Annotated in this window: 10 protein-coding genes; 6 read left to right on the forward strand and 4 right to left on the reverse strand. The window is 66.1% G+C overall.

Annotated elements, in window-relative coordinates; genetic code table 11:
• Positions 1-22: 22 nt before the first annotated feature.
• From ABZ070_RS13520 to ABZ070_RS13545, 6 genes are all read left to right on the forward strand, one after another.
• Positions 23-598 carry a hypothetical protein gene (locus ABZ070_RS13520; protein ID WP_356633196.1) on the forward strand — a complete coding sequence of 192 codons (576 nt, stop codon included), beginning with the start codon at positions 23-25 and terminating at the stop codon, positions 596-598.
• Positions 599-653: 55 nt separating this feature from the next.
• Entirely contained in the window at positions 654-2,129 is a 1,476-nt protein-coding gene (locus ABZ070_RS13525; protein ID WP_356633198.1) for a hypothetical protein, read from the forward strand.
• A gap of 82 nt (positions 2,130-2,211) precedes the next feature.
• On the forward strand, positions 2,212-3,393 hold the full coding sequence (gene mycP, locus ABZ070_RS13530) for a type VII secretion-associated serine protease mycosin (protein ID WP_356633200.1): 1,182 nt from the start codon (positions 2,212-2,214) through the stop codon (positions 3,391-3,393).
• Positions 3,394-4,034: 641 nt separating this feature from the next.
• Positions 4,035-4,460, forward strand: a complete 426-nt coding sequence (locus tag ABZ070_RS13535; RefSeq protein WP_356633202.1) for a hypothetical protein — start codon at positions 4,035-4,037, stop codon at positions 4,458-4,460.
• 12 nt (positions 4,461-4,472) lie between these two features.
• Complete coding sequence (locus tag ABZ070_RS13540; protein WP_356633204.1) at positions 4,473-6,812, forward strand: hypothetical protein; 2,340 nt, start codon at positions 4,473-4,475, stop codon at positions 6,810-6,812.
• 26 nt (positions 6,813-6,838) lie between these two features.
• The gene (locus ABZ070_RS13545) at positions 6,839-7,522 is read left to right on the forward strand and encodes a hypothetical protein (RefSeq protein ID WP_356633206.1); all 684 of its coding nucleotides are present in this window, start codon (positions 6,839-6,841) and stop codon (positions 7,520-7,522) included.
• A 25-nt stretch (positions 7,523-7,547) separates the two neighbouring features.
• On the opposite strand, the gene ABZ070_RS13550 is transcribed toward ABZ070_RS13545, so the two are convergent.
• The 4 genes from ABZ070_RS13550 to ABZ070_RS13565 all read right to left on the reverse strand — a co-directional run bounded on the left by ABZ070_RS13550 (position 7,548) and on the right by ABZ070_RS13565 (position 13,084).
• A complete protein-coding gene (locus ABZ070_RS13550) occupies positions 7,548-8,069 on the reverse strand; it encodes a hypothetical protein (RefSeq protein WP_356633208.1) in 522 nt (173 codons plus the stop codon).
• 29 nt (positions 8,070-8,098) lie between these two features.
• Entirely contained in the window at positions 8,099-10,396 is a 2,298-nt protein-coding gene (locus tag ABZ070_RS13555; protein WP_356633210.1) for a DUF6571 family protein, read from the reverse strand.
• Between the two features lie 18 nt (positions 10,397-10,414).
• Entirely contained in the window at positions 10,415-10,846 is a 432-nt protein-coding gene (locus tag ABZ070_RS13560; protein WP_356633212.1) for a hypothetical protein, read from the reverse strand.
• Positions 10,847-10,999: 153 nt separating this feature from the next.
• Positions 11,000-13,084, reverse strand: a complete 2,085-nt coding sequence (locus tag ABZ070_RS13565) for a serine/threonine-protein kinase (RefSeq protein ID WP_356633214.1) — start codon at positions 13,082-13,084, stop codon at positions 11,000-11,002.
• Positions 13,085-13,086: the final 2 nt, after the last annotated feature.

A 13,086-nucleotide genomic window follows, 5' to 3' on the forward strand; every position in this document is an offset into this window, starting at 1 on the left:
GTGTGTAAACGGGGAGGCATTCGTGGCGGAGGACGACGGGACGGGGCGGCCGGTGTACGGCCCGCCGATGCCGACAGGCGGAATGTCGAGCGATGAACGACAGCTGCGCATGGTCAACCCCGCGTTGGCCGCCATGCTCTACGACCCGGAGTCGATGACGTCGTTCAAGAAGCGCGTCGACGACCTGATCATCAAGCTGAACGGTTCGCCGGCGGGGCCCGACAAGGTTGCCCAAGAGGTGCTGAAGCGCGGTCAGTTCGGTGGCGGCGGTGCGTACTGGGTCGAAGCCAACGGCCTCGCGGACGCCTACAGCACCGTCATCGACCAGCTGAAGCAGCTTTCGCAACTCCTGAAGGACTGCATGGAAGGCATGGGCATCGCGGTCGTGGCGTCCAAGGACGGGTACCAGACCATGGACGACGACGTGCGTCGCCGGATGCTGGCCATCCATGAGCGGACCCAGCAGCACTACGACCCGAAGCGTGATCCGGTGGCCCAGGAAAAGGCCAAGGAGCAGCAACAGGGTCAGACCGACCCCGGCGCGAACGGACAGCCGCCGGCCGGCGGAGACTCCGCCGGTGTCGGCGGGCTCCAGTAGCGGCACGACGGACTTCCAGGACGAAGAGAACCACGGGGACGAGTGAGGCGGAGAAGTGGCTGAGATTGCCGGTGGTGGTGGCGGCGGGGGACGGACCAGCTTCGAGGGCCTGACCCATGAGCAGATGTTGGCGTGGCTCGACCAGGCCGACAAGGATTCGGTGAAGGCGGCGGCGGACCGGCTGTCGGAGGCTGCTTTCGACATACGGGAAATCGCGCAGCAGTTGAAGTTCCGTCCGGAGCGGGTGGAATGGGAGGGCGAAGGCTTCCAGGCCTTCGTCGACTGGGGGGCCAGCCTGTCGAGCGCCACGTTCCGCCTCGCCGACTACAGCGACGAGGCGTCGAAGGCGATGACCGACGCGGCGAACGTGATCGCCGAAGTCAAGTCCGCGATTCCCAGGGACATCGCAGGCTCGAAGGCCAATCTGGAAGCGGCCCTGGAGCACCGGAACGACCCGGACTCGGACGACATCGCAAGCAAGGCGCGTGCGGATCTGGACCAGAAGCGCCATGAGGCGATTGCCCAGATGAACAAGCTGGCGGGCGCGTATGCTGCGTCCAAGACGCGCATCGAAACGCAGGAACTCCCGACGTTCCAGCCGCCGCCGGACCGCTTCGTGCCGGAGGGCGGCGGGCTTTACGGCCAGGAGAGCTTTTCCCGCTCTGGGACGACCGGCGGGGTGGCGCAGTCCGACGCCACTTCATACGCTCAGCCTGCACGACGTGACGTTGCGACTGCGGAGCCCGCAGACAGGGGCGATGTCCTTACTCCCGTCGCATCACGGCAAGAGCGACCTGTGTCCATGGAGATTGACAGCGTCCAGACCCTGCCGCCGACTGCTCCAACCGTGCCCCCCGTCACTCCTGCGCCAGGTCCGGTTCGGCCCGAGACAGTGGGGCCCAGCCCGATTGGCCCCGTGGGCCCTTCGCTCGGTACCGGAAAGCCTGTGCCGGCAGCGACGCAGAACCCGACCGGTAAGGGTATGCCTGGCGTGCGGCCTCCGATCCTCCCTGGGCAGCCCGGGGGGCCGGGCCCGGTGGGTCCCCAGGCGTCCCGAATGCCTCGCGACACGGGGATCACCGGTGGTCGCCAGGTGCCTTCGACAACAGGGAAGCCTGCCGTGGGCATCCCGCGGACCACGGTGGTCGGAGGTGAGAGCGTCCACGGGCGACCGCCGATGGCTCATGGCGGTGGACAGATGACTGGTGGCATGAATACAGGCCAGGGGGCCGGCGGCTCGGGTCGTCGCCTTGCTGCAGAGGCTGGAGGCATCGTCGGTGGTCGGCCGCAGCAGCCTGGTGCTGCCGGCGCGCGTCCCTTCACACCAGGTGGCTCGGGTCTAGTACGCGGGGCGACTGGCGGGCCCACTGGGCAGGCGTCGGGTCAGCCGTTCATGCGTGGTGCTGCTGCTTCGACGCAGGGCACCGGCGACAGACGAACTGGACCGAACGGTGAACGCCCCGACTACCTCGTCGAGGACGAGGAGACTTGGCAGGCGAGCCGTCGTGTGGCACCGCCTGTCATCGATTGATCGTTCCAAGCCAAGATTGAGGAAATGGATGACGACCAGCACTAGCCGACCCCTGCGTTGGCGCGCAGCCGGAGCGGCCACGATGGGGCTGTTGCTGTTGGGCGTCGCCAGTACACCCGCGCATGCGGAGAGCGTCCGATCTCAGCAGTGGCATCTCGATGCAATGGGGGCGGAGGAGGTCTGGGAGATCAGCACGGGAAAGGGCGTAAAGGTTGCCGTCATCGACAGCGGTGTGGACGCCACGAACGGTGATCTCCGAGGCCAGGTACTCCAGGGCAAGAATTTCGCAATCGGTGAGAAAGGCGATGCAAGAACTGACCTCGATGGCCATGGCACGGGCATTGCGGGCATCATCGCCGGTACCGGGGAGAGTGGCGGCGGCGACGGAGCATTCGGCCTTGCGCCTGATGCCAAGATCGTCCCGATCAGATTGCCCGACGTCCACTGGGACAACAACAGGCCGGAGGTGATCGAGCGATCTAACAAGCTCACCGCCGAGGCAATCAGGTACGCCGCTGATCAAGGCGTCAAGGTCATCAACATGTCCATCGGGTGGAACAACGGGTCTGCAGAGCTCACCGCTTCGGTGAAGTACGCACTGGGCCGAGGCTCCCTGCTGTTCGCTGCTGTCGGTAACAGTGGTGATCTGGAGAACGACCCCGAGTACCCAGGCGCCACGCCCGGTGTCGTTGGCGTCGGTGCCATCGGTAAGGACCTCAAGAAGACCGAAGAATCGCAGTACGGACCGCAGGTGGACATTGCCGCACCGGGTGACGAAATCGTGCACGCCTGCGGAGGCAAGACAGGTCTCTGCCGCTCTCACGGCACCAGTGACGCCACCGCTCTCGCCTCCGCCACCGCCGCTCTCATCTGGTCCAAGCACCCCGAATGGACCAACAACCAGGTCCTCCGAGTCATGCTCAACACTGTGAGCGCTCCGACAAGCGGCAACAAGCGCAACAATCATGTCGGATACGGCGCAGTACGTCCGCTGCGCGCCCTCAAGACGCCGGGAGATCCGGGCCTGGCCGACGAGTATCCGCTGCCCGATCTGGCAGCCGGTGCTTCCGAGTCACCGTCAGCGGGGGCCGCTGAGCCCGCAGCCGGCAAGGACGCGGAGACGAAGCGGCCTGCGGACGCCGCGACCGCGCCCCAAGGCGGCAGCAGCGCCACGCTGTGGATCTCCGTCGGGGTTGGTGCCGCGGTGATCACCGGTGCTGCTGTGGCTCTGTCCGTCGTCCGTTCGCGGCGTTTCAACGGCTAGCTCCGGACCGATGCTGCACCGACCGCCTCTGAGAAGCACTGTGCCGTGGCGGTCGGTGCTGCATCGCCAGGCCGCTCACTGACAGCACCGGCAAGGTTCGTCGGAACACCGGCAGAGCGGTCAGCGACTGCGAGTCGTGGAGACAGGCGCGGTTGCCGCCGACCTCGAGGCCCAGAGATTGGCCCCTGCCTTCCGCCCAGACCATGTGCGGGAGTGCCGACTCGAGTTCGAGGCTGTTGGCACTCGTTCTTGTCGACGACCCACACTCCCGCACCCCGTGCCTGAACAGGCCTCGTCGCGCCACCCTGCTTGCTTTCGCGCCGATCGCAATGACGTCACCCCCGGCAACGGTGCGGGGGTGCCCTCAGCGACGACCTCGAGCGGGTCAAGGGCCTGGGAGCCTCACCCACGATGTAGTCGCCCTCGTCCGGCGTTCAAGTTTCGCCTCCTGGCTTGCACCGACAGCACCGTCGAGTTCGGCGTCGCGGCCGTCCCGGGCTCGGTTCGTAAGCATGAGCGCGTGGAACGGAATGCAGAAGTAGCCGACCAGCAGTTATGGCTGGCTCGATTTCGTCGTAATGTGTTCGGGTCGGCGATCCGTTGGCACACGTATATCGTTTGCGCACGTTCCGGGGGGATTCATGTCGTTCGAGACCGAGTGGGCTTCGGTCCGTTCCGAGGCCACCTCAAATGTCGGCATGCGCTTGAACCAAGTGCCCGACGAGGGCGGAAGCGGCAGCAGTAATGCCAATCTGAGCGTCAACCAGGACAAGCTGGGTGCTATCGGTAGTGCCGCGTATGTCCTGCATGGTCGGTTGAGCACGGTGGGCAAGCAGGCCAATGCGAGCACATCCGAGGCTGCGACGATGATGACCAGCAATGGCTTCCGGACCGGCGCGGCCATGTCGACGGTGCACGAGACATGGGGCTCTCAGCTGAATACGCTGCTCGACGCGTGTGCGAACATCTCGAACCATCTGGATTACAGTGCGGCGTCGCATGAGAAGGAAGAGAAGGACATCGTCGCTTCTCTTTCCGTGTCGAAGATCAACGAGTATCTGAAGTAGCTCGGGGGAGCCATGCTGACGTTCGACAACGTGTACCACGCTCCACTCGACAAGCTGAAGGCGTCGGTGGACGACTGGTCGAAGATGACGACCGAGCTCGAGACCCTCGCGACGGACGCCCGGTCAACGATGGCGGCGAAGGCGAAGGACGACTACTGGCGCGGGGTGAACGCCGAAGTCACCAAGCCGTTCGTCGACAAGACGGCCAAGGAGTTCGACGACGCGGCGAAGGCGGCCAAGGGCATAAAGCAGATCCTCTCGGACGGGTACGAGGCGTTCAAGAAGGCCAAGGACGACCTCAAGAAGCTCATGGACACCGAGGCGCCGGCCCAGCATCTGGTCATCACCTCCCACGGCAAGGTCGAGGCGTCGTATCCACTGGAGAAGGACCAGGGCGCGCGGCACGACCCGGACTATCCGGAGGCGTTGCGGGCCCAGCGGGCGAAGATCGAGGCAATGCAGAAACGTGTCGACGCGATCATCGAGACGTGCGACGACGCCGACATCGCCGTGTCCAACGCCCTCAAGGCGAACATCACCGGCGACAAGCACAACTTCAGCGCCCCGAAATACAGCAGCATCGACGCCGAAGAGGCCCAGCGGGCGGTCGACCTCGCGAAAAAGGGCCGTGACCTCTCGCACCAGGAACTCGAGCAGCTCAATGAGCTCCTCAAGGACAACCACGACTCGAAGGTGTTCTCCCGGACCTTCTACGACGGCCTCGGCCCGAAGGGCGCCCTGGAGTTCTTCGGGCAGCTGTCCACGGACACGTACGACTACTCCAAGCAGGACAAGGAACGTCTGAAGGACGTCCAGGAGCTCCAGAAGAACCTCGGCCTCAACCTTGCCACGGCGACGGACCCCTCCGGCAAGGAAGACAAGTGGTCCCAGCGGTGGGGCGACGAGATGCGCAAGCTCGGCACCGAGCGAATACCCCTGGCCAAGCACGACTACAACGGCCCTTACGGGTACCAGCTGCTCGGCGGCATCATGCGGTACGGGAACTACGACCCGAAGTTCCTCAACCCGATCGCCGAACACGTGGTCCAGCTGCATGCCAAGGACCCGTACATGTTCGCCGACACGAAAAGCACGCTCGGCTACGACAAACACCCCTTCAACCCGTCGGGCAAGAACGGGGCGGGCTACGACCCGGTCGTCAGCATGCTGGAGGCACTCGGGCACAGCCCGGAGGCATCAAAGGAATTCTTCTCGTCGGACCCGAAGGCGTACAACGAGGACGGCACCTACAAGGGTGGCGTTCCGAAGGACGCGGACGGCAAGGAGATAACCAGCTACCTGGACTACTTCGGGAACAAGGACTACAAGTCTTTCCCCGACATCGTGGGGCATCACCCCGATGACGCCAAGGAGTCCATGAACTACATGCCCGACGCTTTCGGACATGCTCTCGAGTCCGCGACGCTCGGCCACGCGTACGACGATCCGAGCCCCAAGCTCGTCCGGGACGAGACGACCGCCGAGATCATGAAGGAAGTCGTCACCAAGTACGGCAACGACGCCGGGCTCCTCAAGCACCAGGAGGCCATGGCCGACAGTCTGGGCCGAATGGGCGCCGGGTACATCGACGACATCAACTGGGCGCTGAACGACAACAAGTCGGACAGCATGTTCGCCCCGAAACCGGGCGAGGAAGACAAGCACGCCCTCTTCGGGCGCAGCGACGCCCGAAGCTTCCTCAGCACACTGGGACAGCACCCCGACTCGTACGCCTCGATCGCGACGGCCGAGCGCATCTACACCAACGGCATGCTGGACACGCAAGCCGTCGGTCCCGACGGGAAGCTCGATACGGGCGCTGCCAGGTCCGCTGTATACACCGGTGCCGAAGTTCAGGGCATGCTCGACCAGTCCCGGGCGGACCAGGTCACAGCCGAGAACATGAAGAAGGACGAGGAATACAACAAGGCCCTCGAGAAGAGGTCCGGATGGATCCAGTTCGGCACCGGTGCCGCCATCGCGGCGGGAGTCGCCTTCCTGCCCGCCACGGCAGCAGCGGCAGGCGCAGCGGCCATCCTCGTGCCCTTGGCGATCGACCAGGGAAGCGCGGCGGCGGAAGAGCTTGCCGGCCAGTTCATAGGCGACTGGTCCGAGGCCGCGCAGGAAGAGCACAAGGACAAGATCGAGGATCAGATCAGAGAGCAGCGGACCAATATCTACACTGCGGGTGAGGACAACTCGCAGGCGGCTCTCAACGACTTCATCGCTCGGCACCAGATCAAGCCCGACAGTGACTTCGGAATGGATCTGAAGCAGGCCGCCGACCTCGGCTACATCAAGGGCAACTCGAAGGAAGACCAGCAGGGACAGGACCCTGAGACGGGTGGCTAGGGGATCGCGTGAAGAACCGTAGGAGCGTGCTCGGGGCGCTGGCCGCCGCCTCGGTCATCTGTATCGGCGCGGCGGGCTGCAGTGGCGACGGCGCGAGCGACGGGCCGGCCGAGGCGAGCGGTACGAGCGAGACGTCTGCCGCGGCGGAACTCTGCGGCGGCGCCATGTCGCCCGCCGCTCAGAAGGCGCTGGCCCGCCTGACGGGCAGCACGGACCTTCGTTCGACGGATGACGACGACACCCGCAGTGCCGCGGAGACGCTCGTCGCCGGTTGGAAACCCTTGAGCACGCCGTCGGGGCCGGCCGTCGACGCGGATCTCTGTGCGGTCTCGTCGGAGGAGAACTGGGGCAACGGCCCTGCTGATGTGCGCATCAAGTTCGCTCTCTCCGACGCCGACACGGCGAAGGGCGGCCATGAGACCGCGGAGGAACTGACGCCGTACGAGATGGGGGAGCGCGCGTCGGTGGGCACGCAGTACGGGTTCCTGTGGTTCTCGTGCACGAGCGAGCAGCTGGCGGGATCGAAAGAAAGCCCGGCGTACATCCAGACCGAGGTGCGCAATGCGTTGCCGCAGGACGGGGACGCGGGGGAACTGCGGGACGCCAATGCGACGGTTGTGCACTCGGCGTCGCTGGCTCTTGCGCGGCAGTTGAAGTGCGACGGGGGCGGGGGGCTGGAGTCCGAGCCGGCGCTCAAGTTCTCGAGCTAGCTCGCCCTCGGGGCTCGCCTGCCTGTTACGGGCATTTCAGCTCACGCTGAGCGAACGCCACGAATTGCTTGAGCATTGCAGGCAGGGCTTTGCGCGCCGTCTGGTCGTCCGGTGAGCCGAAGGTATAGAGGCGTAGATCGATGTACTTTCCGGGAGTCGAGGGAGATTTGGAGGGCTCGCAGGAGATGTATGACGCGGCACCGTTGTGCCAGACGATTGCCTCCTTCCCGACGTTGATTGGTTCGGGATTTGCTGGGTCGTAACTGGACCAATCGATTCCATCCTCGAAGTTCTGGTAACGCGCGAATGCTTGGAACTTGGTATTTCCGTCGATGTAGAGGGAGCAGATCGGCTCGTCCAGTGATTCGTCGAGTACGAATGGATCGACGTCGATGGTGGCTTCCTCGCCCGTTGGCAGGAGTGGGGCCACATCCTTGCGGGCGAAGATGTCCCAGCAGATTCGCTCGGGTAGTTCGGGAACCGACTTCGTCTCGGCTCTCGAACAGCCGACAAGGGGCGTGATCAATAGCATGAGGGTCGAGGTCATCGTGGCGATTTTGCCGAGTCGACGCATGCTTAACTCCCGTTAGGGTGCGAACTGTCCAGGAGGCTGCGCCCGATGGTGTGAGCGGCCGCCATTTGAGTGGAGGCTGATCCCGCGTAATCTTTGATTTCCTCAGTGGTGAGGCCTGATCCTCTGGCGCCGGCCTCAACGGCGGCCGTGGCAGCGGCCTTGGCTGCTTCCTCGGAGGCGGTGTAGTTCCGTGCGGACTCGCGGCGCGCATCATCTGCCATGTCCTTCTCCGCGCTCTTCACCGCCGACTCAGTGACGTCCTCCTTGATCCACATGATCACGTCACCCCCCACCGGAATCATCTCGACGTACTTGCCGCCCACCGCGTCAATGACCCGGTTGGTCCACTTCGCGTTCTCCGCCACACCCGCGTTGTACTCCGCCGCCTCGTGAGTCTTCGCGTCGTGGATCGCCTGCGCCCTGGCCTCAGTCATAATGCCCGCGATTTCGCCGCCCGGATGGACAGCGTTGCGCACGGCCGCACCTGTGTCGCCGTGCTTCTCAGGGTTGTGGAACACATCGGACACGAGTGCCGTCGTGTAGGCCTGCTGGGCGTTGGTGATGGCGCCGTAGGCCTGGGGGTCTTGACCGACCGCGCCGAGGAATGCGGCCATGTCCGCCTTGTCGAACTCGGCCATCACCCCGAACGGCTTGATCTGGTCCGCCCCGTTCTCCGCAGTGGCCTGCAGGTCCGGCATGTACTCGGCCGCCATGTTGCCGAACTGCGGCGCCAGACCGCTCAGCGGGCCCGGCGGGTCGCCGGGCTTCGCGGCTACGAGGGACGGGTCCGCGCCGATCTTCGCGACGACCTGCTCCATCACGCTGCTCATGGCCCTGCTGTGCGACACCGGGGGTGCGTCGTTGTCGCCCGGTACGCGCCCCGTGACCGCCGCTTCCAATGCGTTGCCGAGTGCCGTCTGGCCGGGAGCGGTCTCTCCGCCGATGGTCGTGTCGTACCAGTCGGCGGTCGGCTTCTTGTCGAGCATGTAGTCGACCATGCCCTGGGCGTCCTTGCCCTTGATCGCCGCGTCCGACCGGGTGACGATGCCGTCCTTGTTGGTGTCCTCGCGGAGTGGTTCGTTGAAGAATTCCGCGGACGCCGCGGGGTTGTTGCTCATGGCTTCCATCAGCCCGGTGAGTGGGTTGAAGCCTTTGCCGCCCTCGCCGTCCAGGTTGATGGCCATGGCCGGGCTGTGCGGCATGTCCCGGTTCCACATGTCAGGGTTCTTCTTGTCCAGGGCCACCATGTCGCGGCCCACGGTGGTGAGGAAGTCCTTGTCGTACGTGCCTTCCCGCAGGAGTGCCCCCAGGGCCTGGTAGCCGTACACCTTGGTGCCCAGCCCGGTGGAGCCCGACACGTCGAGCTCCTTGCGGCCTGCCTTCATGAGCTGCGTGGTCCAGGTGGCGTCGAGATGGTTCGGCGTCGACGCCTGGGTGGCGAGGCCGAGCATCGCCCCCATGTCGCCCTGGATGTTGCGCACCATGTTCACTCGGTCCTGGCCTGCCGGGCCGAGTGATGTCGCGTTGAGGGACATGTTCGCGTATGCCTCGAGGGTGCCTTCCGCGCCGAGCTTCCGGTAGAAGCCGACGGAGAACTCGGGGTCGGCGCGGTTGTCGTCGAGGAGGTCCTCGAGTTCTCTGAGAGCCGCCACATTGCGTGCGGTGCCGCCTTCTCCCGTGACCTTCTCGACGAGAGCTGCCGCCCGTGCCACCTGTTCCGCGTCGAGGCTTTTGTACTTGGGTGCCGTGAAGTTGTGGTCGTCCGTGACGTTCGCGGCGAGGGCTCGCTTCAGTGAGTCGTCGGCGTCGGAGCAGTCCTCGACGATCCGGTCGATCTTCTTCTGCCAGGAGCGGACGGCTTCCTCCTGCTTGCGCAGGGTTGCCGCGTACAGAGCCCGGTCGGGCTCGTGCTGCGCTGCTGCGTCGTCCTCGACCGGATGCCGCGGTTTCACCTTGCCCTTGGCGTCCACGTGGATGCCGGCGGCGGGTCCTTCCTCGTCCCTGATCCTGACCAGCGCCTCCTTCGCCGTCTTGAACGAGGTGTGCGCATCCTCGAGCAGGAGTTTGATGCCCTTGGCCTGGGCCGCCGCGTCGTCGAATTCCTTGGCGGTCTTCGTGATGAACGGCTTGGTGACGGCGGCGTTGACGCCTTCCCAATCCGCCTTGTCGGACTTGGCCTTCATGCCCAGCCGGGCGTCGTCGGCGAGCCTTTCCAGCTTGGTGATCATCTCGGACCAGTCGTCGACGGCTTCCTTCAGTTTGCCGACAGGTGCGTGGACGACGTCATCGAACTGCAGCACTGCGCTTCCCCCGAAGGCCTACTTGAAGTATTCGTCGAGCTTGGAGACCGCGGTCAACTTGCCCAGGATGTCGGCGTCGTTGTCGGCATGGTCCGCTTTGGTGTAGTCCAGGTGGTTCGAGATCTGGCCGCAGGCGTCCAGCAGCGTCCGCAGTTGCCTGTTCCACCGGTCATGCACCTTCAACAGCGCCGATCCGCTCACGAAGTTGCTGTTTGTGAGTGCGATGGCCGCGTCGAAGGTCGTAGGCCTGGCATGGTCACCGTCGCGTGACAGCCTGCCGTGGAGGTTGTACGCGTCGTGACCCACCGCACCGAGATCGTCCTGGTTGACGCTCAGGTCGGCAGCTCCTCCGGAGTGGGTGCCTCCGCCCCCGTCGGAGTGATTGAGGCGCATTTCCACTGTCTGTGAAGCGCCGGTCCTGGCGGCGGCCCACTCCTCGTCGAACGTCACGGCTCCTCCGTACCCCGTAGGCCCCACTGCGCCCCGGTAGGTCCGACCGGCGGCATGTGGCGGAGCAAGACCCTAGCGGAGATGCTGTCCGTACCCGTACGCAGATGCAACGGAGGCATTGGTTTTGGCCAAGGTCGGAAGCCGGTACCGCGCTCAGCCGAGAACGGGCAGGGCCGTCAGCTCCTCACCTGCGGTGACGAAGAGCCGGTTGCCGCTTCCCTTGACCCCGTAGGAGCCCGCGTCCTTGGGGAGGCTGCGCGTCCAGGCTTGTTTGCGCGTGTCGCGAGCCATGGCCCACAGCTGGAGGCCATCGCCTTCTTCGGGGCGCGAGTTGATGGCGCACACCGTATTGCCCTGCACGGCTACGGGGCTGTACATGAAGTACGCCTTCGGGGACCGCCACACCTCTGCCCCGTCGGAGACGTTGTAGCCGAGGACGTAGTGGCCCTGGGTGGCGTAGACGGTCTTCCCGTCGACCAGCGGAGGACCCGCGGGACTCATCCTGCCGTCGGCCACTTCGCTCTTGGCCCACAGCTCCGAGCCGTCCGCCAGGCTGCGAGCAGTGAGTGTGGCTCCGTTGAAGAGGACCACGTCGCCCGAGGTCACCGGGAGGATCTGGGCGAGGTCGATGGACGCCTGGTCGGCGAACTCCCACAGCCGGCGGCCGCCGGCGGTATCGACGGCGACGACATGGCCCATGCCCGAGGCCACGATCAAACGGCCCTGTGCCGCCACGCCCGTGGGCCGGCGCTTCTTGGTGAGGTCGGCCTTGGGCCGCACCGTCCACCGGAGCTTGCCGTTCGAGCGGCTGATGCTGCGCAGCCGGCCGTCCTTGGTGCTGACGTACACGGCGGAGTCGTCCGCGGCTATGACCTTGTGAGCGGCTGCCGGCGCCGTCCACCTCGGCTCGCCGGTGGAGGCTACAAACGTCACCAGCCGGCCCTTTGTGTCGACGGCCGCGACGAGAGCGTCCGACAGGGAGACGAGCCCTGCCTTCCCGTCGATGTCCGGCGCCGTCCAGCGGCGCTTTCCGTCCACGACGTCATGCGCGGCCAGGCCTCCGCCCGGGGAGGTCACGATGACGACATCCCGCACCGGCAGTGCCGAGGGGGCATCCGTGCCGAGCGCCCGTGCCGGACCCCAGAGCGGGGCCGGCTTCCCCCCGGTCAGCGCGGCAGGACGCGCTCGGGGTGTCTCGGCAGCGGGCGGGAGCGCGAAAGGATCCGGATCCTCGCCGCCCAGGAGCCACCAGGCCGCGGAGCCGCCGCCGACGGCGAGGGCGGCGCCGCCCACCGCGAGCGAGGTGACCATTCGGCGTCGCGAGACGCCCTTCGGTGCCCGGCCTCCCGGGGCCAGGGTGGTCATCTGGTGGACCGTGTGGGCCCGCTGCTTGATCTCGTCGGCCAACGGGCCGTGGCGCCAGATGCGTTCCGCACCTCGCGACGGCGCGGCCATTGACGCGATCCGGACAGGAGTGGGCCGGTGGGCGGGGTCCTTGCCGAGGCACTGGCCGATCAGAGGCGTGAGCTGTGCCGGTACACGGTCGAGTTGTGCGACTCCGTGCACCACCTCGTACTGCACGGCCGCGACATGCGTGCCGCTGAACGCCTGCGATCCGGTCGCCGCGTACACCAGGACGGAACCGAGAGAGAACACGTCCGCCGCGGGGCCGACGCGGTGTCCCATGACCTGCTCGGGTGCGCCGTAGCCGGGAGTCGCCGGTACCTGGCCGGTGGTCGTGAGCGTGAGGCCGTGCTCGGGGCGGGCGATACCGAAGTCGATGACGCGGGGGCCGGTCGATGTGAGGACGATGTTGGCGGGCTTGAGGTCGCGGTGGATCAGGCCTGCGGCGTGGATGTCCGCGAGGGTCCCGGCGAGGCCGGCGGCCAGCACGCGCACCGCCTGTTCGTCGAGCGGGCCATGGGCGCGGACGGCCTGGTCGAGCGTCGGCCCGGTCAGGAACTCGGTCGCTATCCAGGGCCGCCCGCCCTCGGTCTGCGCGCCCAGCACGCGTGCCACGCCCCGGCTCGTGACGGCCTGCGCCATCCGGGCCTCCCGGACGAAGCGCTGGGCGAGGCCCTGGTCGTAGGCGAGTTCGGGCCGCAGGACCTTTACGGCGGCGGTTGCGCCGGTGGCGTCCTGGCCGAAGTAGACCTTGCCCATGCCGCCTTCGCCGAGCACGCCGAGCAGACGGTACGGGCCGAGCCGGAGCGGGTCACCGGTGCCGAGGGGTTTCATCG

Origin of the sequence: Streptomyces sp. NPDC006283, from assembly GCF_040613325.1 — a bacterium.
Classification (GTDB): Bacteria; Actinomycetota; Actinomycetes; order Streptomycetales; family Streptomycetaceae; genus Streptomyces.

Coding starts and splice junctions, on each gene's coding strand:
- mycP (WP_356633200.1), top strand. CDS start 2,212: ATGGGGCTGTTGCTGTTGGGCGTCGCCAGTACACCCGCGCATGCGGAG.
- ABZ070_RS13535 (WP_356633202.1), top strand. CDS start 4,035: ATGTCGTTCGAGACCGAGTGGGCTTCGGTCCGTTCCGAGGCCACCTCA.
- ABZ070_RS13540 (WP_356633204.1), top strand. CDS start 4,473: ATGCTGACGTTCGACAACGTGTACCACGCTCCACTCGACAAGCTGAAG.
- ABZ070_RS13550 (WP_356633208.1), bottom strand. CDS start 8,069: ATGACCTCGACCCTCATGCTATTGATCACGCCCCTTGTCGGCTGTTCG.
- ABZ070_RS13565 (WP_356633214.1), bottom strand. CDS start 13,084: ATGAAACCCCTCGGCACCGGTGACCCGCTCCGGCTCGGCCCGTACCGT.